Raw genomic sequence first — 25,594 nt, 5'->3', positions numbered from 1 at the left:
AGGCTTTAAGCCGTGCAGGATTAGAACTTATAGTTTGCGCCTAACATAAAGTTACGGCCATAGTTTTGGTAATCACGGACTAAACGTTGATCATCGCTAGTGTAAGAGGTGAAAGGCTCGTTGGTTAAGTTGTTCACTTGGAACTGAACTGATAAACCATACAGGGACTCGATACCGCTTTCGCTAAAGTCATAACCAATTTGTGCATCGACCACAGTTTCAGCTTTGATGTTCACGTTTTCGCGTTGCAGACTGATCTTGGTTACTTCACCAAGGAAGTCACTGCGGTAGCGTGAGCTAATGCGCGCTTCGAAGCCTGAGTTTTCATAGTAAATCGTCGCGTTTAAGGTTTTTTCTGACAGACCTGGCAAGGTTGTTGGATTGCTGGTTGGAGTTTCTTTCACTTCACTGTCGTTGTATGAGCCGCTGATAACAGTACCAAAGCCACTTAACACATCGGCAAACATACCAAAGTCGACAGATACAGAGGCTTCAACACCTTGAACATAACCACCTTCACCGTTTTGTGGTTGGGTGACGTCGCCAATCGGGTTATCAGTCGGCCCTTGTGGGAATAGGGTGCTGAAATCAAAGTCTGTATGTTGATCGTAAACGTAGTTCTCAAGATCTTTGTAGAATATCGCTACCGAGAAATAACCTTGGTCGCTGAAATAGTTTTCATAGCTTAAGTCATATTGACGGGCTAACCATGGGCGTAACTCTGGATTACCTGCGTTACCACTCCAGTTAACGTTGCCACCACTTGGGTTAGCTGAATAAGTGTAGTTTAGGTTGGCATTCATTTTGTCCATGCGTGAACGGGTTAACGTGCGCGCTGCGGCTAAACGGACCACTTGGCTATCGGCAACTTCGAAACTTAAGTTAACACTTGGCAGCCATTCAACATAGGAATCACCCGCAGTGCGCGGCGTTAACACCACTACTTCATTTTCAACCGTTGCCACTGTACCGTCAGAAGATTGATCGGTATGAACCGCTTGTAAGCCTGCGTTACCCGTGAAAGGAATACCAAATACTTCGGATTCAAGGTTGGCCATCACATAGCCGGTGGTCACTTTTTCTTGAACAGCCCAAGAGTTAGTTGCGCGGGAAAGATCCACATCAGCAACATCAGTTTCTGTATAGTTACCGTCATTGTAGAAAGCCAACGAGTCGTAGCTTAATACATTACCCATACCAAAGAAGTCGAGTGAAGTTGGTGCAAGTAAGTATTGATCTGGTACTGCCATAGTGTAATTGGCAGAACCGTCATAACCTTTGAGTGTCAGGTAATAACCTTTATCTAATTTGGTTTTATCGCGATTAGTGCGATTGACACCAAACTCAACGCTACGAACGGCACCGCCATCGAGCACATATTCAGCGCTTAAACGGAAGGATTTTAGCTCATCCTCAATTTCAGGTTTGTTGATAAAGCCGTCTTGAGTGTTAGCGCCTAGCGGGCTACCCCAACCGAGTGGATCGCCAAGTTTGATCAGGTTTTTATCAGAATAATCGAGGTTATGGTCAAATACATAACCGCCTTTACCGTTGTAAGCAAAGCCTAAATCGTCAACCGCACCCACACCTGTACCGCGGCCAGTTCCTGAGTAACTTTCCATACCTATGTCAGTACGGTTAGCTCTAGACATGGAGATATCGGCTTCAACATTCCAGTTATCATTGATGTTGAATTTGTTATTCCAGCCAATAGACAGAGAATCCGCATCACGTTTGTTCACGTCGTTACGGATAACGACTTCAGCGCCTTTGATGACACCTTCTGTGACTAAACCATTATCAGTTGTCGTCGGAATTACGCCACCGTTTGTGCCCCAAGCACCAGGTATTTCAATGCCTCGTAGGCGTTGATCATCGGTAAATTTTGAGTAGTAAATATCTAAGGTCGAGTGGTAAGTGGTATTTGGCGCATATTCAAATACGGCGAGTACGCCATCACGTTCTAATTCACTTGAGCGAACGAAGGGCTTGGCTCCACCTAAACCTTTAAATCCAGCAGCTTCGCCAGGTACACCATTATAATCGGCATTGGCGTTATAAAACTCTTGGCCATTATCAATGTGCTTATATAAATCTGGGTAACCCCAAGCTTGCCAACGTTCTTCTTGGTTAGGTGACATCATGCGAGCATAACCAATGGCGACACCAATAGTGTCATCGGCGAATTGGTCAATATAAGAGATACTGCCGCGGTAGCCTGTGTCACTTGAGCCGCTGTTTAATGAACCTAAATCGTTCATTTCGCCGCGTAGCGAAACGGCAATCGTTTGTTCACCGTGGGCTAAAGGACTGATTGTTTGCATATCAACCGTACCGCCGATGGCTTGCGCCATCACAGAGGCATCGGGTGTCTTGTAAACCACGACACGATTTAATAACTCAGATGGATATTGGTCGAATTCCACACTGCGGTTATCGTTTACAGAGGCTTGTTCGCGACCATTTAATGTGGCGGTAGTGAAGTCAGGGCCCATACCGCGGATAGAAATTACGTTGGCACGACCATCGAGTCGTTGTGCCGATACGCCAGGTAATCGTGCTAGAGATTCTGCAATACTGACATCAGGTAATTTACCTATGTCTTCCGCTGAAATGGCTTCAACGATAGAAGAAGATGACATCTTAAGTGATTGGGATTCTTGCAAGCTACGACGAATACCAGTGACTTGAATCACTTCAATATTTTCATCTTTAGCTGTCTTATCTGTCGCCGCTTCATCTGCCGCATAGGAGTGCATACTCGCACCTGCGGCAATGAGTGCTAAGGTTAGCAAACTGGGTTTAAATCGCATCATATCTCTCTTCCCCTTGGAGTCGCTTTATCGCTTTGTAGAGCGTTTTATCGTTATCACCGCGTTATGTTTGCGGCCTTTTTTTTGGTATCTGGGCGCTTAATTGACTGCATAAGTGCTGCGTTTATGACCAAATTGTTATGCAACGGTGAAGATACTACTCCCGAGCTTCTTGGCGGAACAACAGAGTGCATACGTATTCAATGCCTCGTTGAGTTAAGAATAGCCGTTAATTGAGGGAAATCTCATGGAGTAAAATGATTTTATTTTGCAATTAAGTGTTTGTTAATAAATGGTAAAGTGAGTTGTGGCTCAATGTGATTTATGGCGCGGTCTTCTGCATACGTATGCAGGTGTATTGAACCTTATTTCCCTCTTCACGTATGCTCGGTGACACAAAATAAGCCGCGATACCTTTACTCTGCAGTAACAAAACGATAACTGTTTGCGTGAGTGTGTTAGGGAATGATCGCTGTAGAATAACGATAAAGGGGCAACAATGAGTGAGTTAACTTGGTGGCGTGGTGCGGTGATTTACCAAATTTATCCGCGTAGCCTTTTAGATACGAATGGTGATGGCGTTGGTGATTTACGTGGCATTATCACTAAGCTTGACTACATTGCGAGCCTCAATGTCGATGCCATCTGGATTTCACCTTTCTTTAAATCGCCCATGGCAGATTTTGGCTACGACATCAGTGACTACCGCGAAGTTGACCCTCTTTTTGGCACTATGCATGATTTCGATGAATTGATTGAAAAAGCCCACGGCTTAGGCATTAAGGTCATTATCGATCAAGTATTAAGTCATACCTCTGATCAGCATGCGTGGTTTGTTGAAAGCCGCGAGAGCCGAACGAATCCCAAAGCGGATTGGTACGTGTGGGCCGATCCTAAGGAAGACGGCACAGCGCCTAACAACTGGCTCGCGATTTTTGGCGGTTGTGCTTGGGAATGGGAACCGCGCAGACAACAATACTATTTACATAACTTCCTGCGTAGCCAGCCCGATATTAATTTTCATAATCCTGACGTGCGCCAAGCTGTGCTGGATAATGTTGAATTCTGGCTTAAAAAAGGCGTTGATGGCTTTCGCTTAGATGCGATTACCTTCTGTTATCACGATGAACAGCTCAGGGACAATCCGGCAAAACCTAAGGATAAACGTCAGGGCCGAGGTTTCAGCGAAGATAACCCCTACGCCTATCAATATCATTACTACAATAATGACCGTCCGCAAACTATCGCGTTTATCGAAGATTTACGAAAGCTTATCAATCGTTATCCAGGTGCGGTGACCTTAGGTGAAGTGTCGGCCGAAGACTCATTAGCTGTGATGGCGGCTTACACTAAGGGTGAAGATCGCCTGCACATGGCCTACAGTTTTGAGCTATTAACCGACGATTACAGTGCTGCTTATATTCGCCAAACCGTAGAAGCATTAGAAGCGAGCATAGGTGATGGGTGGCCTTGTTGGGCTATCGGTAATCATGATGTGCAGCGCGTGGCGAGCCGTTGGGGGCAGGGCAAACAGAATTCAGACATGGTCAAAATGCTCAATGCCATGCTAAGTTCACTGCGCGGTAGTGTGTGTAGTTATCAAGGTGAAGAACTTGGTTTAACCGAAGCGCCGATTGAATACCATGAGTTGCAAGATCCCTTTGGCAAAACCTTCTGGCCTATGTTTAAAGGCCGCGATGGTTGCCGTACGCCAATGCCGTGGCAGCAAGGCGCCGATTTTAGCGGTTTTAGTGAGGTTTCGCCTTGGTTGCCGATCGCCCCTGAGCATCAAGCGTTAGCGGTGGATGTACAAGAATCAGATGCAGATTCCATGCTTAACGGTTATCGACGTTTTCTTGCTTGGCGTAAATTACACCCAGTGCTGGTTGAAGGCGATATCCAATTTGTGGATACCAACGAGCCCATCTTGGCCTTTATACGCACCTTAGGAGAGCTCAAAATATTCGTCGGATTCAACTTAGGCGATACCAATGTTGAGTTGGATTTATCACAGTTGGAATTGGGTGAAATATTAACGGGACACGGCCTGAAAACCGCACAAATAGAAAACAATCAGCTGAAGTTTTCGGCATTTGCCAGCTTTTATGCAGTTTTAAACTGAAAATGATTCATTTTTATTCGGCTGAGGTGTTATATACCCAAGCCCACTATTCGACGTAAAGCCGCCCACGGGCATACTGGGGAATGTAACCTTACTGAGTTCCTGATAATAAAAACATACAGAGAGAATAACTATGGCGTCATCAATTAATACCGGTAGCTACACGAGCAGCACTGGCGAAAATGGGTCGGGCAGTTATCGTTTTGCCTTGATCTCATTGACTTCACTGTTTTTTATGTGGGGTTTTATCACTTGCTTGAACGATATTCTGATCCCGCATCTTAAAGCGGTGTTTTCGCTGAATTACACTCAAGCCATGTTGATCCAATTTTGTTTCTTCGGTGCTTACTTCTTAGTGTCGATCCCCGCCGGTAACTTAGTGAAAAAGCTGGGTTATCAAAAGGGGATTGTTACCGGTCTTGTGATTGCGAGTATTGGCTGTGCGCTGTTTTATCCAGCGGCCACGCTAGCGACCTATAATCTGTTTCTTGGCGCGTTATTCGTTTTAGCATCGGGCATCACTATCCTACAAGTGGCAGCCAACCCCTATGTTAACGCCTTAGGCAGTAGCGAAACTGCCTCGAGTCGTTTAAATTTAACGCAAGCTTTCAATGCATTAGGTACAACAGTCGCACCATTCTTTGGTGCCATGTTAATTCTTTCTGTCGCCAGTTCTGTATCAAGCGATTTAGCCCACGCGAGCGCTGAAGCCGAAGTGGTAAAACTGCCATACCTGTTACTTTCTGGCGCCTTGGCTATCTTAGCGCTGATTTTTGCGAAGTTAGATTTACCTGTGATCCGCGAGCATGATGAAAGTGTTCAAGGTGAAGTCCAAACCCATCTAGGTAAAACCAGTGCCTTGCAAAGCAAGCACTTAGTGCTCGGCGCTGTGGGTATTTTCGTGTATGTCGGTGCAGAAGTGTCTATCGGTAGCTTCTTGGTCAGCTTCTTAGGTGAAAGCCATATTGCCGGTATGCCAGAAGCTGAAGCCGCCCATTACATCGCCTATTATTGGGGCGGCGCTATGGTGGGACGTTTTATTGGCTCTGTGGTCATGCAAAAAGTGCCTGCTGGCTCAGTGCTTGCGTTTAATGCCTTTATGGCGGCGCTACTTGTGGTTGTGGCGATGACCACCAGTGGCAGCCTTGCTATGTGGGCAATCCTTGGAGTGGGGTTATTTAACTCGATTATGTTCCCAACGATCTTCAGCCTAGCGCTGCGTGATTTAGGTCCACACACTTCACAGGGTAGTGGCATTCTGTGTCTGGCAATTGTGGGAGGGGCGATTCTACCTTTATTCCAAGGCATGCTAGCGGATAATCTCGGCGTGCAACTCGCCTTTATTCTGCCCGTGATTTGTTATGGCTTTATCCTGTTCTATGGCTCTAAGGGCTCAAAAATGTAATGGGTTAACTGGCTAAAACTAAAAAGCGATCCCTTTGGATCGCTTTTTTTATGGCTTTAACCTTAACTCAGCGCCAGCGTGCTTGCGTATTAGGGCCTGACCTCCTATGATCCTCCGGTTTTATCATTCATGGTGACCTTTTAAATGTTGAATTCTCCGCTTTCTGCCAGCTCGAACGAATTAGTGATCAGTATCTTAACTATGGTGCTGAGCCAAGGAAAACCCTTAGATCGGGCCTATTCTCAGCATTTTTCTGGGTTGCAATTGGTACCCGCCGAACAGGCGCGTATCGCATTAACGACGGGGGATATCCTACGTCGTTTAAATTTATATTGTTATCTGGCGGAAATCAGTCCAGATGAGATGGAGCGTTTCGGCTCTAAATTGCTAAATGCGTGGCATTTATTCCACGGCCTTGAACTGCCTAAAATGCAATATTCGCTGCAAGTCGATGAGGCGCGTTTAGCTGAGCGTACCGAGCAGGCGAAAACTAAGCCAGTATTGTGGGACGGTTGTCCTGAGTGGCTCGATGCGATGGGCCGTGAGCAATTAGGTGAGTCTTGGGACAAGGAGCGTGCCGCGTTAAGCACTGCGCCGAAACGTTTTTTACGCGCTAACGGCCTTAAAGTAACACGTGATGAATTGGCCGATAAGCTTGCCGCTGAGTTTGTGAGCACGCTGAGCGTTGATGGGGTCGATTCTGCCCTTGAAGTGACCTCCGATTCTGCCTTGTTCCGTACCCAAAGCTTTAAAGATGGCTTATTCGAGCAGCAAGATGCGGGCTCTCAGCGCGTGGCGGCGGCGCTTGATGCCAAGCCAGGCATGAAAGTTATTGATGCTTGCGCAGGCGCGGGTGGCAAAACCTTACACATAGCCGCGCAAATGCAGGGCAAAGGGCGCTTGTTGGCCATGGATGTGGAGCAATGGAAACTCGACAAACTCAAAGAGCGTGCCCGTCGCAATGGCGCGCACAATGTCGAAACCCGTGTGATCGCCAGCAGTAAAACCATTAAACGCTTAAAGCTCAGTGCCGATCGGGTATTACTCGATGTGCCATGCTCAGGTTTGGGCGTATTAAAGCGTAATCCAGATGCAAAATGGCGCGATACTGTTGAGCGTTTACCTGTGTTAATGGAGCTTCAAAAGCACATTTTAACCAGCTACAGCCGCATGGTGAAGGTTGGTGGCATAGTGGTTTATGCGACCTGTTCAATCTTCCCCTGCGAGAACCGCGGTCAAGTCGATGCGTTTTTAGCCGAGAATCCTAATTTCCGCCTGATTGAGGATGAAAGTATCAGCCCAGCCGATAGCGGATTTGATGGTTTTTACCTTGCAAAACTTGAACGTATTCAAGAATAAAGCCCTGCAGTTAAGACTAGAGTAAGCCCTTTATTGAATTGATACAGGGTTTACTTAGTTAACATTAGTGCCTAGAATTTCCTATAAGTTATAAATATTTTAACATTGTGAATGTGTATTTATATTGCAACTTTTATCTAAGGGAATTATGGCGTCCGGCGTTAATCTTCCAGATCTGCTCGACCATGCTGACGTTAAACTCGCCCACAATGTCAGCATAGCTTGCTATAGCAGTATTCTCTCTATGCTGCTTAATGGCGCACCGCTACATGAAATCTTGCACGCCTTAGTGCTAAAAATCGAAGCGCAAAAGATAGGCACTCGAGGGTCTGTATTACTGCTCAGCGGTGACGGCAAACGTTTGTTGTTAGGCGCTGCGCCCCATTTACCCGACAGTTACAACCAAGCGATTAATGGGGTCGAGATTGGCCCAAATGTCGGCTCCTGCGGCACGGCGGCTTATTTCGCAAAGCGCATCATTGTTGAAGACATAGCTACGCATCCTTATTGGGAAGATTATAAAGAACTGCCATTACGCGCCGGTCTTAAATCTTGTTGGTCTGAACCTATCAAAGATAATCAAGGCAAAGTGCTCGGTACATTTGCCATGTACTACGATACGATAAAGTCCCCAACCGAGCTTGATTTAGAGCTGATTTCAGAGGCGGCACGATTAGCCAGTTTGGCCATAGAGCGCAGTCGGGCAATGGAGTTTCAGCATTTAGCGGTGAAAATTTTTGATCGCTTACCTTTGGCGTTGGTTATCTCCAGTTCTGATGATTCCGTCCTCTATGCCAACCCCGCTTTTAAACACATCGTTCTTCCGCAAGATATTGATATAGCAAGCTTTAATCCTAAGATGTTTTTGTCTGCGTCTCAACCCAATGAGTTAGTCGGCCTATTTGAGCATTTAGCGCAGGATAAAATGTGGCAGGGGGAATTGGTTGGCTTAAGGGGCAATGGTGAGGAGTTTTATCTAGACCTTATCGTCAGCACATTTCGAGAGCCTAATGGATTACAGCCGTGTTTTGCGTGGTTATTTTCCGATATTAGCGAACGTAAAAAAGCGGCACAGCTGATTAAGTATCAGGCCAATAATGACTCGCTAACTGGGCTTGCTAACCGTAATGCCTTGTTTAAACAGATCCAATCCTTAATTACCTCCGACAGTCTGACGCCCGGCTTTAGTTTTATGCTGATGGATTTAGATAACTTTAAGCAAGTTAACGACACCCATGGCCACGACAAAGGTGATGCATTATTAGTGCAAGTGGTGCGGCAGATTTGTGAATGTCTCAATGACACTATGATGTTTGCACGCCTCGGCGGTGATGAGTTTGCCTTGCTATTACCTGGGATAGTCAATCAGAAAGAGTTGGCGCAACTTGCTGAAACAATTAATAAGCATGTGGCAAAACGTTATGTACTTGCCGATGGCAAAGGCGTATATAGCTCGGTAAGTATAGGGATTGCGCGTTTTCCAGAAGATGCCGTCGATCTCGAGCAGCTGTTAAATTGCGCCGATCAGGCCATGTATATTTCAAAGGCTAACGGTCGTAATCGATATCATTTTTTTACTGAGCAAATGCAGCTCAATGCCGAGCGCATTGCCAGCCTTCATAATCAACTTAAGCAGGCACTCGATCAACAGACCTTCGAGCTTTATTACCAGCCCATAGTGAATGCGACCACAGGTTTGATTGTTCGCGCCGAGGTTTTACTTCGTTGGCAGCTTGAAGGGCAATTCATTCCCCCCGATGAGTTTATTCCCATCGCGGAGAACAGCGGCTTAATTGTTGATATTGGTCGAGATGTGCGCCTTGGCGCGATGCAAACCATCTTAGAGATGCAGGCTCACAATTGGCCGATTAACTTATCGGTGAATGTGTCGACCTTTGAGTTTTGGTCCCATGAACTGCAAGATGCCTTTGTGGAGTCCTTTGCCGCGATTACTGAGCAACTTGAGGTGACAGATTTCCCTTACGACAGGTTAACCCTTGAGATCACTGAGTCTTTGCTGATGAAGCAACATACGCATCTTATTGATGTGCTGAATGGTTTGCGGCTTAAGGGGATTAACATTTCATTGGACGACTTTGGTACTGGCTATTCGTCCTTGTCCTATTTGGCGAATTTCCCTATCGATCAAATTAAAATCGACAAGAGCTTTATCGACCGATTAGACGAAGGCAAGCGTCACGAAGCGTTGGTGGAGGCCATAGTGCGGTTAAGCCATGCGTTAGATTTAACCGTGACGGCTGAAGGGGTGGAAACTGAGTCACAGCTTAAGTTTGTGATGTCGAATCATATTCAAGAAATTCAAGGTTACCTTTTCTATAAACCTATGCCTAAAGCTGCCTTCTTTGCGCTGTTGGCAAAGCAAGCTGAGCTGCATTAGGGTTTTAACGTTGGACCTTGATATTTGACCTAGATGTGAGGGCGGCTTAATCAGCGACAGTCTGATTTATATTTCGGGTTTAGATGTAAGGTAAGAATCAAGAGTTAAGTATAACCAATTGAAATGTAATAAATAAAAAGAGCGCCGAGGCGCTCTTTTTATTACTGAAAACGGGTGCTTCACAAAGTATCTGCGTTCACATTGAGTCAGGTTGGCGAGCGTTAAGATTTAGCGGTTAGCTGACCGTTAATCACTAGGCTCAAGTATTCAGTAAAGTCATGGCCGTGATTTTGCAGCATTTTAGGGAACATAGAAATCGGCGTAGAACCAGGGAAGGTATTGATTTCATTCAATAGAATTTCATTGTCCGCGGTTAAGAAAAAGTCGATGCGCGACAGGTGGCGCAATTTCATACCTTTAAATGCCTTGATTGCATAGGCGCGGATTTGTTCGCTGATCTCTGCTGAAACATGTTGCGCGACAACATCGGTGCGCGCTTTACTGTTTTTGGCGTATTTCTCATCGAAGGTGTAGAAGGTGTTGGTATCACATATGATTTCACCTGGCACTGTCGCGACCACTTCACCATTGTACTCGTAGACGGCCACTTCTAACTCGCGGGCTTTTATGGTTTTTTCAACGATCACATAGGGTGCATAGCCGAATGCATCCTTAAGCACGCCTGCAACTTTATCGCTGTCATCCACTTTGTAACAACCGACAGAGGAACCCTGCGAGGCCGCTTTAACGAAGATCGATCCCCATAGTGCCAATGCTGCTTGGGTTTGCTCAATCGCCGCATCATCGAACTGATTCAGGAAAATATACGGCGTATTAGGAATACCTAAGGCCGAGAACCACATTTTAGCGGTGATCTTATTGAAGCAGTTACTGCTCGCTTCGGATTCACAGCCAAAATAGGGCAGTTGGATCAGATTAAAATAGGATTGAATGTCGCCAGTCTCGCCGGGATAGCCATGAATGCAAGGAATGACGTAATCGACTGGCCATGGCGTTTTGCTTTCATCACGGAAGCGAATCTCGCGGCTATTGGTCAGTTCACAGTCGTCACCAGCTGCTGTGCGGTATTGGCCGAATTTATCCAGCTCGACTCGCAACACGGAAAACTGCTCAGATTTTGCCAGTGAGGTTTCAAAATAGTTGGCCGACATTAATGAAATATCGTGTTCGGCACTTCCGCCGCCGCACAGCAAAAGCAGATTGATCTTAGACATTGTGATTCCTCAAAGTGAGCAAAATCGGATGATATCGGCCTGTGGCAATACGAACATCATCCTATAGTACAACCGCTGTCATCTTAGTTTTCTTGTCCCTATGAGTGCAAGGTTTTGCTGACTGGCGGCTATTAAGTGGTGAATTTTAACGCATTTGATCGCATTGCAAATAAGGGCTTGTGCATTTGGCGAGTTTATTTTGATTTTTGTGGGGTTAGCTGCCAATGTCTTGCAATTGTGGAGTCACTATTCGCTGCGATGAATAGCCGCGAAAAAAATTAGCATTCGGGATGCGTTTCAACATGGCATTGTTGTAGGGAATACTTGGTTGAAAGTCATCGTAAAGAGTTTTGGTAAATGACGAGGGTAAAATCTGTATGATGAATAAAAACATTCGGTTAGCTCAGTTACACGATGCACAGAGTATTCAAATGCTACTTGAGCAGCTAGGTTATGTTTTACCTGTGGCCGCGTTAGCCAAGACGTTAACCGAGTGCCAAGATAATCCCCATTCTCGCACTGATGAGTTACTGGTATACGAGCAACTCAATGCGCTGGGTGAGCCGCAAGTTGTTGCTGTGATGGCCTTGATGTTCTTTGATTATTTCCCCGCTTTAAGTCGTATTTGTCGCATTACGGCGATAGTAGTGGATGCCGATATGCGAGGTCAGGGCATTGGCACTCAACTGATTGATTTTGCTAAAGCGCGGGGAAGACAAGAAGCCTGTCAGTTACTCGAACTCACTACATCGACCCAGCGCATTGCCACGCAGCAATACTATGAAAGTATAGGGTTTACCAAAACCTCCTTCCGTTATAGCTTAGTCTTGAGCTAAACGAACCTAACTTAACTTAACCCCAAAGCCTGTCTGCAAGACCCGATGCACGCTGAGTCGCTTGGCTGCTGGCCCGCTCGAATACGTGCTGGGTGCCTAAGCAGGTAAAGTGGACTTTAGCGCGGGTGATGGCGGTGTAGACCAACTCTTTGGTCAGCAGTTGCCATTGGGCTAAGCTGGGGCTCGGTGGCAGCACTAAGGCCACACGGCTAAATTCGCTGCCTTGGCTTTTGTGTACTGTCATGGCATAACAGGTTTCATGGCTGGGCAAACGGGCTGGCAAGACTTTTAACAGGCTGCCATCGGCCTTGATAAAGTGCGCCATTAAGCGTTCGGGTTTATCTTCATCCTGCAAAATCAGGCCAATATCACCGTTAAAAAGACCTAAGTTATAGTCATTGCTTTGGATTATAATGGGCCGACCCAGATAAAACTCCTGCTGCGGTTTAATCAGCTTGGCATTGGCCAGTGCTTGAGTCACAAATTGATTAATGCCTTCGACCCCATAATCGCCCGAGCGCATGGCGCATAAAATGCGGTACTGGTTAAAGCTTTCTATGATGTCAGCCGTGCTTGGACGTGTGCCTACATCACTATTACTTACATCATTGTTACTTGCATCGCTATTCAAGGCGCTGAGATAAACGCCGTACTGCTGGCAGGCTTGCTCTAACAGTAAATTGAGTCCCACATTATTAGCAGGCTCGCTAACTTTGGCTTGGGTTTGGCTTACGACCATGCTGTGTTCTAGCCAGTTCAATTCAGCAGGGCCTTGTTGCCATACTTGCAATATGCCTTGAAGATCCGCACGATTGACGGCGCTCGCAAGCAGTCCAATCCCTGCATCGCCTTTAAATCTGTGGCTGTGCATCAGCATACACAAGCTATCGCCAAGTTTAGGGGCATCGCTGATATAGGGCGTCAACTCAAAACCCGTTAAAGCACTTAGGCGCTCGGCGTGCTCCTTGGAATAGCGCATTTGCCACAGAGCAGAGTTGTTAGATGCTGTGTTATTTTGCGCAAGGTTATTGGGTTCTACTGGTATTTTAAGGCCCGCACAAATATCGGCGAGCACAGCGCCAGCCTCAACCGAAGCGAGTTGGTCTTGATCGCCGAGTAAAATCAAACTGGCGTGCTCGGGCAAAGCGCTCAGCAATTTATACATCATGGGCAAATCGACCATAGAGGCTTCGTCGACAATCAATAAGTCGAGCCTAAGCGGATTACCTTGATGGTGGCGAAAGTGCGGCGAATTGGGGATCACCCCAAGCAGTCTGTGTAAGGTTGATGCTTCCTCTGGAATGCGCCCCAGTGCCGTTAAAAAGTCTTGATTATTTCTATTGCGAGCTTCATCAACAACATCAGTATGGGCGCTGAGTTCCTTCGCTAGACGCGCTTTTGAGGCTTTGATCGATTCGCTTAACCGAGCCGCCGCTTTTCCCGTTGGCGCGACTAAACGAATTTCCTGCTGTGATTCCATTTGTAGCAATAACAAAAGCTTAGTCACAGTGGTGGTTTTGCCCGTACCTGGGCCACCAGTGATCACCGCCAGTTTTTTACCCAGCGCAGTGGCCGTGGCAACCTTTTGCCAATCAATGGGTGCTGTGCTTTGTGTGCCTTCACTTTTAGTGAGTACATTGGTAGTGAGTAAATGGGGATCGCTCACATTGGCGGGGAACAGTTGATCTAACAGTGACCTCAATTTTGCGGTTTGAGTTTGCTCTTGGTGGCTTACCTCTTCAGAGTGTTTAGATACGCTGCCTGATAGGCGGATTAACGAAGCGGCCACTGAGGTTTCAAATTGATGATAACGTTGTAAATAGAGTCTGCCATTATCAAAAATAAGCGGTTTGTTACTGCCCGCTTGGCCAACGGCATCAAAGCTTTGTAAAGTCTCTGTGAGCGCTTCTAGGCTTAAGCTGATTTTACAATGGCTATTTTGCTCGGCCATGGGATTAAGCGGCACGATATGAGCGAGCACTAGACAGCTGTGCTGTGAAGATAATTGCTGGCTCAACAGCGCACACAACAAAATAAACAAGGGTTGTTGGCTGTCACTTGGATGCAAGTGGCTCATCTCGAGCGCGAAATGTCGGTCGAGCGGTGTAAGCAGTCGTTCTTGCTCCCACTGTTTTAACAGCTCTGGCAGCGGCGCGCTAAGCTGAATTGCGCCATGATCTATCCATTTCGCGGCTGTGAGTGAATGTGCCTTTAGCCCTTGGGTTGAGCGCATCATGCCGTGACTCCTGTATCGATTGCACCAGCTAATCTGCTTTGAAATAAATTGTCATTAAATAGTGAATCCAGCGCGAGGATAAGTGCCTTCGGCGGCTTGTCGTAATAAACACCGTAGCCGGGATACTGAGCCGACATTCCCCGTAAGAACAAGTAATAACAACCGCCGATATGGCTGTCGTAGTCATAACTTGGCAGGCGTAAACTCAAATATCTGTGCAGCGCCAATGAGTAGAGGATGTACTGCAAATCGTACCTATGATCGGTTATGGCACTTTGCAGCGCGCTGTGATGATAGGCATTGATGTTGTCGCCTAAATGATTCGACTTATAGTCGGCGATGTAATATTTTCCTTGGTATTCAAAGGTTAAGTCGATAAAGCCTTTGAGCATGCCTTTGAGATCATCAAACTTAAGTGTCGACTCATAGCCAAACTGCTGCAGTAGCGCATTGAGCTCAGTATCTTTAAGCTCGATTAGGGGTAAATAAAACTCCATTTCGACTAAGGTATCCTGCGGCGATAACTTGGCTAAACACAGATCTGGATGTTCAGGTTTAGCCGTCTTGGAATGATTCTCTAAGGCCGATGTTGAAGGCATTGTCGTTGGCACTGTTGTTGATGACACTGTTGTCGGCATGAGCCCAAGCGGCGCATGCAGCACATCCAGATACCAAGTGTGCAATACCGTTTGCCACTCGGGCGCGATACCGTATTTCAGCATAGCTTTAGGCAGTTGCAGCGGTAAGTCTCTGTCTGCCTGCGTAAAATCAATCTCTTCTAGCACTAAATGCATAAAACTACCGGCGTTAGCGCCGCGCTCAAAGTTAAAGCGATTGAGCATGCCATCCTGCAGCTCATGACTTGGCTCATCAGGAATAGAGAGTGTTTGCGAAGCGGTATATTCAAGCGTACCTAATGCTTCATCATCGGCGCCCGGAGCGGCTTTGCCATGGCTGGTATTTTTAACTAGGCCTGAATAACTGCCGACTCGCCACGGCGTGATGTATTGGCGGGTTAAGGTTTTCGCGCTCAGTATTTGTGCTATGTCTTGGCTTGAGGGCAATGGACGCTCGTCTATGTCATCGGGCACCTTATCAATACTTATGGCTTCCACATCTTGGGCGAGCTGCTGCGCAGCATTGCAGATACGGACAAAGTCACATTCAGAGTCGCCTATGCCGAGCAGATAGCCGATGGCGGTTTCATGCAGCTGACTTTTAAGGCCATTTTTAAGCTGACGACTGTGATTGGCGATATACAAGTAACACAAATACACAGGGCGAGTGAGCGCCACATACAAAAGGCGCAAGTCTTCGGCCAAGGTTTCTTGTTTGGCGCGATCCCAACCGTCATCCGTGCCTTCGATATCCCACACGAGTTCTTGCTCACCTGCATCGTTGGTTCTGTGGTACAGCATAGGCGTCGGGCGACGGCGATTATCGCGGGCTAGGCTAACAAAGGGCACAAAACAAACGGGATACTCAAGGCCCTTACTCTTATGGATAGTAACGATCTGCACCAGATTCTGCTCGCTTTCGAGGCGCAGCTGCTGTTCATCGGTGCCTGTGTTATCAATCAGTTGCTGTTCATACCAATTGAGCAGGGCGCTAATACCATCAAGCTCGGTCGCCTTTTGCTGTAATAGCTCGGCAAGGTGGCGAAAATCCGTCAGGCGACGCTCGCCGTTGGTGGCATCTTGCTCTTGAGTATCTACCTCAGCACTGGCGGTGTGCAGTAAACGGTCAATCAGTTTAGTGCTATTGGCAAGGCTGAGTAGCGCGGGCATGATGCCGCGTTTCTGCCACACTTGGTGCAAGTTAAAAAACTGCTCTAATAACAGCTGTCTGTGTTCTTCATCTTGGTTGAAGGCATGAATTTGCTCGGCGCTGTAGCCTAATAATGCCGTGGCTAGGGCGCTGCGCAGTGCCCGCTCATCCTTAGGATTCGCCAGAGATCGCAAAATTAACGCCATTTCTCGCGCTTCAAGGGTATCGAACACACTGTCGCGACTTAAAAACACTGCGCCTATGTGACGTTTACTCAGTGCGGTTTTCATCACAGCCGCTTCGTTGCGATCCCGCACTAAGATAGCGATGTCTTTCGCGATTAAAGGCCCTTTCGGGCTGTGGCATTCGCCATTGGCCGCATCTGTCAGTAAACGGGTGATCTCCGCCGCTGCATCTTCGGCGAGCAAGTGTCTGGCGGTGGTTTTGTTGAGGCCGTTTTCTGCGCTTTCGCTTAAGAGTCTTAATCTTAAGGCGGCTGGATTGACGGTTTTTTCAGTGAGGGTTTTCCCCTTGGCACTACTGGGCGTTTTCACGCTATCAAAGGGGATCGACTGACTGATAAAAGGATCGTGATGCTGGCTAAAGAGATGGTTAACCCCAGCGACCATGTTTGCACTTGATCGGTAGTTGGTATCTAGATGATAGTGGGCCTGCGTATGATGACGGGCCTCAATATAGGTATGAATATCGGCGCCGCGAAAGGCATAAATGGCCTGTTTAGGATCGCCAATCATCAACAGGCTGAGCTTGTTCTCTGTAGTATCTACACCTTGCTGCTCAAACGAGTAGCGGCCTTGGTAGATGCCAGAGAAGATCGCAAATTGCAGCGGATCGGTATCTTGGAATTCATCGATAAGCGCGACGGGGAAACGTGTTGCTACAGCTTTGGGCAAGGTTTCATTATTGGCATGTAGCGCGCTTGCTAATGTCGTGAGTAAATCATCTGGGGTCAGCACGTTTTTTTGCTGCTTTTGCTGGGTAAATCGCTCGCTTATACCAAGTTTCGCACTATACAAAAACGCCGGTTTAATAGCGGCAATCAATGTGGCGAGCTGCTCCATATGATCCATCAGCGGTGCTTCGATCACACTTGGGATCACGCTGCCCTTGTTGAGTTTTAACTCAGACAAGGACAAGGCTTCTAACTCTTTCAGCGGCGGCAACCCATGACCGAAAGCGAGCCAGTTATCCAGCGCATCGAACATGGCGGCGAGTTTGGGGTACTTATCCGTTGCCTTGCCAAAGCGAGTGCCGTTCAGCGGCAAACTGTGAAGCAATGCCAATAAGCCATCGCGCCCCCGTGGCCAAGCTAATTTAAAGCGCTCTAAACTTTGGCGCAGTGACAGGGCCAAGGCATCAAACTTAAGCGCGGGTTTCAGAGGCTTTGCTTGACTGGCGCCAAGGAGCGGTCGCAACTGTTTGACTAACCCATCGGGCTCGCCAAATTCCTTGGCAATGATTTGCGCTAAGTAATCGGGCAGCGGATAACAGGCCTCACGCCAAAAATCCCGCACGGCATGGTGCAAAAATTCGCTGTCGTCCAAGGTAAAGTCCGATTCGAACAGCAAGGAAGACTCAAAGGCGAGATCCGATAAAATTCGCTGACAGAAACCGTGGATGGTAAAAATCGCCGCTTCATCGAGGGATTTAAGGGCGAGATCGAATCGCCTCAGGGCAATAGCGCGTTCACTCTCTGGGGTGTTGTCATACAATGCCTGCACAAAGGGATCGGCAATCGTTAGCCCTAAGAAGCACTTAAAGGCGACTTGAATACGCCGGCGAATACGATCCCTTAGCTCTTCGGTGGCCGCATTGGTGAAGGTAACCACGAGAATCTGCTCACAGGTCAGCGGCGCTGCTATGCCATCGCCAAGCAATAAGCGTAAATAAAGACCTGAAATGGTGTAGGTTTTACCAGTGCCTGCGCTGGCCTCAATCAGACGACTACCACCAAAGGGCAATGTGAGTGGATCAAGCGCCTGTGGTGCTGAATGTAACGCTGCTGCGTTTAACTGCATCGGTTCACTCATGCTTGCTCTCCCTGTGCGCTATCGCGGTTGAAATGTGCTGCAGTCGCTTTTGTGTCAGTTGCTTGTACATCGGGAGTTTGGCTTTGGCTCATGCCATCGTTCAGCGCAAATTCCTCAAGCTGAGCCAGCGTATCTTTGAGATATAAACTCACCATAGGGCGATAGATGCGCTCGGCTAATGCGCCAAAGCTATTCTCAGAGAAATCCCGCGGAAAACTGAATAAGCGTTGGTAATGGGGTTCGTTCCCTTCGCCTAATTGACTCTGCTCATCCAGCCATTCAGGTAACGCTTGCTGCAAACGCTCATCGTGCTCACCCTCGCAGCTGACGTAGGCCAGTGAGGTGCGCGGCATAAAACACAGTGGGTATTGCTGACCTTGATAAAACAGCACCAGCAAATCGGCCAGTAACGCATGGGCGCGCTCAGCAGTGATTGGCGCTAAGGCGTGGAAATGCCCCATGTCGAGTAGATAGCTTGCATGTGTGTGGCCCATTGCCATTAAACACAGGTGGCGAAGGTATAACCTCAGCACATCGCGGCCGTGGGCGCTACCGGGACGGTAATTCACTAATCCCTTAGGGCTGATGTCATCAATACGGCCTTGCAGTAACACTTGCTGGGATCTGCCCGCCGTGATGGGCAAGTCAAACACGAGTTTAATATCCGCATGACTGCTGGCTTGTTCTCCCTTGAGGAACAAGGTTCTGCCAATCAAAGGCTTAATATCATGCTGATATTGGCGTAGCAGTAAATCATCGAAGGGCTGCATCGGTAAACTGCCGCTGGCTTTGAGGCGTTTAATCAGTTCGATATCGGGTTCAGTCAGACCTTGGCCTATGGCATCGTCGAGTAACTGGGCCTGCAACATATAGCGCTCTAGGGCATTTAGGCTAAAGGGCTCGTCATTATCATCGGCCTGAATATTAAGGCTAAGATCGACTTTAAGCGTTCGGTTGAAGAAGTACTGCGCCGGATTTCGAAAGAAACGGATCAGGGCAGACACATCCACTTGCTTGCTTTGCTGTTGTTCGCGCACAGAAGCGGGCTGTGCCTCTGTATCTGGCATTGAGTCTTGCTCATCCGCTTCGAGCATGATGCGAGTTTGCGCGCCGATAAAGCGGCCAGCATGTGTGCCCGCTGCCGCCGCATTGGGCGGACACCATTGCTGGCTGTAACTTTGGCCTATGCCCGACTTATGTTGGCTTATGCTTGAGCCATCTATGTTTGAGCTATCTTCGTCATCACTTTTTACTGTGGCTTGATACAACTTAGGATCGAAGGGTTGCAGCGGCTGGTGGCTGACGATCGCGTTATAGAGTGCTTTTTCAGCATCCTCTGGGGCTATGGGGTTTGAAGCGTTTTGCGATTGAACCACTAGCGTTTCAGGCAGATAGCACAGCTGACAATATTCAATCAGTTCAGAGACGAGCATAGAGGCGATACGCTCAGAGTTATCCCGTTCGCTGCGACCGATGTAGCTGATGTACAGTTGCTCGCGCGCCGACAATAAGGCTTCTAAAAACAAATATCTGTCATCGAGACGGCGGGAACGATCGCCTTTACGGGCACCAAAGTGTGCCATTAAATCAAAGCCGACGGGATGCTGAACCCTAGGATACACCCCATCATTCATGCCGAGTAAACACACGACCTTAAAGGGGATCGAGCGCATCGGCATCAAGGTACAAAAGTTCACGCTTCCCGCAAGATAACGCTGGCCGACCCGAGATTCGGTTAAGCGTTGATTAAACCATTGCTGCAGCACTTCGATACTGAGGCTCAGTCCGCTTATGCTCTGTTTGGCTAGCGTCTCGAACATACTTGTATCTAACGAGTTTGTATCCAATGGCTTGCCCGCCGATAGTAACTCTTGCTCTAGGGCGGCAATGGCATCGCGGATTTCCTGCAATTGTTCGCGCTCGTCTTCATCAGTGTCGTAGAAGGCATCCAGTAGCTCAGTTAATTCAGCCAAACGCAGGGCGCCCACTTGCGGTAAGGCGAGTATTTGCGCCGTTTCATCGAGTACTTCAATAAAATTGAGTAACTTACCTAACGCCTGCGCCGATTGGCCTTCGATGCCAGTCACGATCAGATGGTCTTGGTACAGCGGCGCATCGTCACTCAAGGCGTAGCCTAAAATCAGCCTTTTAATACCAAAGGCCCAGGAGTTTTGCTTAAACGCTGGCACGCCTTGTTTAAGGCGGCTTTGTTCATCGCGGCCCCAACGCACGCCCGCTTCATCTAACCAGCGTCGGATCAGTTGCAATTCATCGTCATCGAGCTGGAAACGGCGCAAAATGGCGGGTACTTCGAGTATGCTCAAAATGTCGGTCAGACCAAAACGACTTTGATTAATCCCAAGTAAATTCAAAAAGCTATTGATGAGCGGTGATTCCTGCGCTGCGCCGCGGTCGGCAATGGCGTAGGGAATGTAATGCAGACCTTGCTTCGCCGAGAAGACAGCATCGATGTAGGGCGCGTAAGCGGCGACATCGGGCATCATCACCACTATGTCTTTGGGTGTCAGGTCGACATCATTGCTGAGTAACTCAAGCAAGTGATCGTGCAGGGTTTCGACTTCCCGCAGTGGGCTGTGACAACTCTTGACTCGAATGGATTCATCGTCGCGCTTAAGCAGGCGTCTGTTCTTGACATTTTGGTACAGCTCGGCATCAGGCCCTAGCACTCTGTCTAAGGTTTGCATCTCTAAAATATCGTATTGCACCCCGTGGAGCATGCTGGCATGACTGTGTGGCGAGTTGGGATCGTCGCAGGGCTCACAATACACATCGTCGCCAAAGTCGCAGTGTTCGGCGGGGAGCTCAAGCAGCATATCGAGTAATTCTCGGCCCATCTTGCCGTTATTGGCAAGCAGCGGATTGCCTACTTCGAGTTTATCTTCCCATAGTTCTGCTAATTGACGTTTACCCGCATATTGTACCGCCATGCGGGCACGATTACGGGGATCAACAATGTCGCCCCAATAGTGTTGACACGGGCTTAAACCCAGCACGATCACATCGATACGTCCTGCCAGATGGTAAAGCACTTCGAGGGTTTGCGGCGCCATTGAGGAAATGCCAAACACAAATAAGCGTTGTGGCAATTGGGCGAGTGACGTGTCGGGATTATTCAGCGCGGCAATCAAGTCGCTGTGCAGATTGGCTCTGTGGTAATGGCTTTGATTAAGCTCATCACGGTTAAAGGCAATCAGTGCGCGCCATAAAATAGGTTGCCAGCGTTGGTCTTCATTCAGCGATTTGGTAAGTGATTCGGGATGCTCGTTTTGCTCCCACGCTAAAATCCAATCGGGGCGATACACTAAGTATTGGTCGAAGATATCGGCGATACGGCCACAGAGTTGGTACAGCTTAATGTCGTCAGCCGTCATATCACTGGTGTTGAAATGTTCACTTGTGTCGGCGGTATTTGTGGTAGGCGTATTTTCTAGGGTATTACCTAGATAGTGTCTCAATGGCCCAAAGGCGTCATCTTGTAACATGCGCGGTAAGAGTTGCATCAGCTTCCACGTCATCGCCGCCTTAGTGAAGGCGTTGTCCTTAGGCACATCGGGTAATAAGTCATGGCACAACTGCCAAGTAAAGCTCGATGGCAGCGGAAATTCCAATGCGGCAGCAATCCCATTTTGTTTGGCGATTTCGAGGCGCAGCCAAGTCGACATGCCAGGACTCTGCACCAGAATATGCTCGTTACTCAGTAGACGTGCAAAAGCAAGGGGTTGGGTCAGGTAAGCGGCTAAATGGGCGCAGAGCACTTCCATCTGATTGGACTGGATTAACTTTAGCATGTGCAACTCGGCATGGTGACAGTAAAACAATTCTATGTGTTTGATTTATAAGATTCAACACTATTGCTACTTCTGTGGAATTAACCCGCGATTTTAGGTGTTTACTGAGCCTTGAACCGATGAAACTTGGCTGGCTAATACGCAGTTTACAAATGCTAGGCTAGCGTGAACTTCTTTTTCACCTTTGCCCTGAGTAATAACCAATTCAGTTGCTTCGCCGCCGCTTTAAATTTTGTTAAATGCGCTTGGTAGTCATCATTCGGCAAATCTTGATACTTCAGCGCCACATAACTTTGGGTCAAGGTGTGCATCAGCGCACAAAGCTGTGGTGCATTGTGTTGGTATTGCTCGATAATCTGCTGCGCAAATTGGTTTGGTCCATCACTGTCATTGCGTTTAATACCATGGCGGGCGAGGCGATTGCAGACCTGTTGATAGTGAGCGCTGATAGGATCGCCCTGAGTTCTAAAATGTAATAGCCCCGCACTGTAGGCGATATAGAGCACGATAAGGCTGATACACAGCCCCATAAATACCGCGATTTTAGTGTTTGTCACATCACCTAAAATGCCACTGAGCACTTGATTTTGTCTATCTTGATTGAAACCCAGAACCCACACGCTCCAGTAATAATCTATGCTGGCAAAACGTTGCCTTAACTCATTGAGCCAAGGCATGGATTTAAAGCGTAAGCTACTAAAAGGGCTTTCCTGCAGGTAACTCAGCGCAGGATCAAACTGGGCGTCGAATCCTTGTTCGATACGATCTGGGGCTACCATAGCGGTCGGGTCGAAACGTACCCAACCTCCATCTTCGAGCCAAACCTCAGCCCATGCGTGGGCCATATATTGATACACGCTGTAGTAACCCGCTTGCGGATTAAACTCTCCGCCCTGATAGCCTGTGACCATACGTGCGGGTAAGCCTGTGGCCCGCGCCATAACAATGAAGGCTGCGGCATAGTGCACACAAAATCCGGCTTTGTTTTCAAATAGAAAATCATCCACTTGCTGCGGCCCAAGGGGAGGCGGCGTGAGAGTGTAGAAAAAAGGCTCGGTATTAAAGTGGCGCATCATGGCCCACAATCGTGGCTTAGGCTCGGGATACTGAGTCTTGAATTGCTCGGCCAGCGCCCAAGTTCGTGGATTACGGTTACTTGGTAGTTCGAGGTTAATCTGCCTTTGCCGCGCAGAGAGCCTAAGATCCATCTTCGCCTTGGGCCAAGACTCTACTTGATAACTCATTCGCTGATCGACATTGCGCAGCGCTAACAGCCGATAGTCGGGCATATTGACCACACTATCATCTTGGCTGTAGGCGACATCGAGGCCAAATAACCACGGCTGGTGGCTCGGCTCAGCAATCACTTGATAACGAAGACTAGGCTTATTGTTTTGCTTGCCTTGTTTTGCAGTATCTTGACCTTCGCTACTTATCGAAGCGGGGTTCTTTGTTAAATCAGGATCATTGGTCATTAAATCAGGGATATTGTTCATAGCGTCAGGACTGGTGACCGTCAAAGCTGGGCTATTAAGCATCAATGCAGGGCTGGGCCGTGAGGGCGGAAACAGCAGCGCATCTTTTTGCAGCTTTTTAATGCCTTCCTCCTGACGCCAAGTCATACCGTCATAGTTTTCCATCACCAGCGCGCGCCAATATAACTCAGCATTAATGGGCGCCGCATTGGTAAAACTCGCCCTAAAGGCCAGTTCGGTCGAACGGGTGAGCTTGCCGATATCACCAATGGCCAGACTATCAGACAAGCCCGTTTGCGCTTCTTTCATGTTGGGCACTAACCAGAGCGGCGCAAAACGCGGTAACACTAAAAACAACAGCAGCGCGAGGGGCACACTCTGGAGTAAAAATTTACTACCGAGCCATGCCGTGTGTTTTAGGGAGTGTTTATCTTGATACAGAGTCACGAGCACGCAGGTGTTGATCAGCGTTACCACGAGTAAATGCGCAGTATTAAGCAGGGATTGATGGTCGATAAAGGTCAGCGCGATAATAAAATAGCCCGCGAGGACGACAACACGCACATCCCTTTGATTACGCATTTCAATGTATTTTAAGGCATAACCTAACAGCAGCAGATTCACTAGCGCATTGAGTAAGCCTATTTCCTTTGAAACGAGTGCCAGTGTGGTTGCGGCGCCGATCGCAAGACTGGTCACCAAAAAACGCGGCGGCTTTGCCACTTTGCCGACATAAATCCCCACGCGCCACAGTAAACAGATAGCGCAAATGCCTAAGGTCCAAGGCGTGGTTTTATCAAATAGCGGGCTCAGTACGGCGATATTGGTGATCAATAACCAAAAGAGTGTCTGACGGCTGATGTTATCGCCAATTTGCGGTGTCGTGCTGCTGGCCGTTAATGTCATGCCTGTTCCCTCGAGGTCGGGATATGACGTTTCTTGCTGGTGGTTTTCGCCGTTTTATTTGAGTGCTTTGCCGCTGCTGATGACGAATTAACGGCTGACGGCGCTAGCTGTGGATACAAGGCAAGGGCCTTATGGCAGGCGATTCTATGGTTGTGACCGACAGCGGGCGCGATCAATATATCCTCGCCCATTGGTGTTTGCAGATGTAGGCCAAAATATTGCTCGAGTTGCGTGAGTTTATTGATTTGCCAGCTTAATTGACTCAACTGGGTTTCGAGCCGTTTAGCATCGGGTCTGAGTCTTAACCAAACGGGATCGCCTTGGGGCTGCTGAAACTCTTTACTCAACATGCCGCGACCCTGCGCCCACTGTTTCCACGCCACTTGCTTGAGGGACTCGCCGAGCACATGGGGTTTAAGACCTTTAAACTCATCGATGCCTGACACATGTTTACCCGCCAGTAACAGGGGATCTTGCTCCGACTGAGTATGATCAGCCTCAAGCTGCAGCGGCGCTTCAATCGGCTGGGCAAAGACTAAGTGACTAATGGCCAAATCCACATGGGACCATGCGCGGCACAGCCCTAAGGGATAAAAGGATTCAATTTTGAGCCGCCCCGGTGACACTTGGCCCCGCCGATGGTATTCAAAAGGCACGAGCGCTTGCTGTTCATCTGTGCCGACGTTCTGCACCGTATAAGTGCGATTATGCGGATAGTTAAGCTGAATATTATGACCACTATGATGGGTGCTGATGAGGACTGGAAAGGTTAAGGTTTCGCCTGCATAGACTTCGGGCGGCGTCATGGCGCGTAAATGTAGACCGGCCAGATTTTTGTAACTGTAGAGAATACAGGTATTAAACAGGCTTAATAGTAAGATGCTAAGGCCAATGACTAAGTTATTTTGATAGTTAGTGCCAAATAGATATAAGAGTAAAACCAACCCGAGCCAAACTAAGCCAAAACCGCTCGGCAAAATAAAAATGCTGCGATGGCTTAAGGTGATTTCAGGACTCGGTGGCAAACGCCTTGCTAACCAACGCTGCCAAATCGGTACTAGAGTCGGAACGAAAGTAGGGCGTATCAGTCGTTTCACTTCTGCATCACTTCCATGGTTGAATGGCTTGCTTTAACAGCTCGATTTTATTGCTCAGTTAATGAATGCCTTCACAATATTGTTC

Annotated in this window: 12 protein-coding genes; 5 read left to right on the top strand and 7 right to left on the bottom strand. The window is 48.0% G+C overall.

Features of this window, described 5'->3' with window-relative positions:
* Positions 1-20: 20 nt before the first annotated feature.
* Positions 21-2,816 carry a TonB-dependent receptor gene (locus tag Q4Q54_RS04945; protein WP_311987866.1) on the bottom strand — a complete coding sequence of 932 codons (2,796 nt, stop codon included), beginning with the start codon at positions 2,814-2,816 and terminating at the stop codon, positions 21-23.
* Positions 2,817-3,312: 496 nt separating this feature from the next.
* Here Q4Q54_RS04945 and Q4Q54_RS04940 point away from each other — a divergent pair, with 496 nt between their 5' ends.
* The 4 genes from Q4Q54_RS04940 (at position 3,313) to Q4Q54_RS04925 (ending at position 10,097) form a co-directional block, all read left to right on the top strand.
* Positions 3,313-4,935 (top strand): alpha glucosidase, encoded by a 1,623-nt coding sequence (locus tag Q4Q54_RS04940; protein WP_311987865.1) that lies wholly within the window; start codon positions 3,313-3,315, stop codon positions 4,933-4,935.
* Between the two features lie 133 nt (positions 4,936-5,068).
* Entirely contained in the window at positions 5,069-6,340 is a 1,272-nt protein-coding gene (locus tag Q4Q54_RS04935) for a sugar MFS transporter (RefSeq protein WP_012089111.1), read from the top strand.
* 144 nt (positions 6,341-6,484) lie between these two features.
* On the top strand, positions 6,485-7,699 hold the full coding sequence (locus Q4Q54_RS04930) for an RsmB/NOP family class I SAM-dependent RNA methyltransferase (protein ID WP_311987864.1): 1,215 nt from the start codon (positions 6,485-6,487) through the stop codon (positions 7,697-7,699).
* Between the two features lie 148 nt (positions 7,700-7,847).
* Complete coding sequence (locus Q4Q54_RS04925) at positions 7,848-10,097, top strand: EAL domain-containing protein (protein ID WP_311987863.1); 2,250 nt, start codon at positions 7,848-7,850, stop codon at positions 10,095-10,097.
* 221 nt (positions 10,098-10,318) lie between these two features.
* Here the strand turns inward: Q4Q54_RS04925 and Q4Q54_RS04920 are convergent, their stop codons facing one another.
* Positions 10,319-11,332, bottom strand: coding sequence for a D-alanine--D-alanine ligase (locus Q4Q54_RS04920; RefSeq protein ID WP_311987862.1), 1,014 nt, complete (start codon positions 11,330-11,332; stop codon positions 10,319-10,321).
* 377 nt (positions 11,333-11,709) lie between these two features.
* Between Q4Q54_RS04920 and Q4Q54_RS04915 the strand changes: the two genes are divergently transcribed.
* A complete protein-coding gene (locus Q4Q54_RS04915; protein WP_311987861.1) occupies positions 11,710-12,168 on the top strand; it encodes a GNAT family N-acetyltransferase in 459 nt (152 codons plus the stop codon).
* A 16-nt stretch (positions 12,169-12,184) separates the two neighbouring features.
* Here the strand turns inward: Q4Q54_RS04915 and recD are convergent, their stop codons facing one another.
* The 5 genes from recD to Q4Q54_RS04890 form a co-directional block, all read right to left on the bottom strand.
* On the bottom strand, positions 12,185-14,404 hold the full coding sequence (gene recD, locus Q4Q54_RS04910) for an exodeoxyribonuclease V subunit alpha (protein ID WP_311987860.1): 2,220 nt from the start codon (positions 14,402-14,404) through the stop codon (positions 12,185-12,187).
* Positions 14,401-18,222, bottom strand: a complete 3,822-nt coding sequence (recB, locus tag Q4Q54_RS04905) for an exodeoxyribonuclease V subunit beta (protein WP_311987859.1) — start codon at positions 18,220-18,222, stop codon at positions 14,401-14,403. The genes recD and recB overlap by 4 nt, the downstream gene beginning before the upstream one ends.
* Complete coding sequence (gene recC / locus Q4Q54_RS04900) at positions 18,219-22,031, bottom strand: exodeoxyribonuclease V subunit gamma (protein WP_311987858.1); 3,813 nt, start codon at positions 22,029-22,031, stop codon at positions 18,219-18,221. Before recC ends, recB begins: the two co-directional genes overlap by 4 nt.
* Positions 22,032-22,186: 155 nt before the next feature.
* Positions 22,187-24,412 carry a DUF3488 and transglutaminase-like domain-containing protein gene (locus Q4Q54_RS04895; protein WP_311987857.1) on the bottom strand — a complete coding sequence of 742 codons (2,226 nt, stop codon included), beginning with the start codon at positions 24,410-24,412 and terminating at the stop codon, positions 22,187-22,189.
* Positions 24,409-25,509, bottom strand: coding sequence for a DUF58 domain-containing protein (locus tag Q4Q54_RS04890; protein ID WP_311987856.1), 1,101 nt, complete (start codon positions 25,507-25,509; stop codon positions 24,409-24,411). The genes Q4Q54_RS04895 and Q4Q54_RS04890 overlap by 4 nt, the downstream gene beginning before the upstream one ends.
* Positions 25,510-25,594 lie beyond the last annotated feature (85 nt).

The organism is Shewanella sp. SP2S2-4, from assembly GCF_031932025.1.
Taxonomy (GTDB): domain Bacteria; phylum Pseudomonadota; class Gammaproteobacteria; order Enterobacterales; family Shewanellaceae; genus Shewanella; species Shewanella baltica.
The sequence above is the reverse complement of the archived record's forward strand: the minus strand, read 5'-3'. Positions and strand labels throughout refer to the sequence as shown.

Bases quoted from the DNA above. Each gene is read 5' to 3' on its own strand.
- Q4Q54_RS04945 (WP_311987866.1), bottom strand. From the start codon at position 2,816: ATGATGCGATTTAAACCCAGTTTGCTAACCTTAGCACTCATTGCCGCA.
- Q4Q54_RS04940 (WP_311987865.1), top strand. From the start codon at position 3,313: ATGAGTGAGTTAACTTGGTGGCGTGGTGCGGTGATTTACCAAATTTAT.
- Q4Q54_RS04935 (WP_012089111.1), top strand. From the start codon at position 5,069: ATGGCGTCATCAATTAATACCGGTAGCTACACGAGCAGCACTGGCGAA.
- Q4Q54_RS04930 (WP_311987864.1), top strand. From the start codon at position 6,485: ATGTTGAATTCTCCGCTTTCTGCCAGCTCGAACGAATTAGTGATCAGT.
- Q4Q54_RS04925 (WP_311987863.1), top strand. From the start codon at position 7,848: ATGGCGTCCGGCGTTAATCTTCCAGATCTGCTCGACCATGCTGACGTT.
- Q4Q54_RS04920 (WP_311987862.1), bottom strand. From the start codon at position 11,332: ATGTCTAAGATCAATCTGCTTTTGCTGTGCGGCGGCGGAAGTGCCGAA.
- Q4Q54_RS04915 (WP_311987861.1), top strand. From the start codon at position 11,710: ATGATGAATAAAAACATTCGGTTAGCTCAGTTACACGATGCACAGAGT.
- recD (WP_311987860.1), bottom strand. From the start codon at position 14,404: ATGATGCGCTCAACCCAAGGGCTAAAGGCACATTCACTCACAGCCGCG.
- recB (WP_311987859.1), bottom strand. From the start codon at position 18,222: ATGAGTGAACCGATGCAGTTAAACGCAGCAGCGTTACATTCAGCACCA.
- recC (WP_311987858.1), bottom strand. From the start codon at position 22,031: ATGCTAAAGTTAATCCAGTCCAATCAGATGGAAGTGCTCTGCGCCCAT.
- Q4Q54_RS04895 (WP_311987857.1), bottom strand. From the start codon at position 24,412: ATGACATTAACGGCCAGCAGCACGACACCGCAAATTGGCGATAACATC.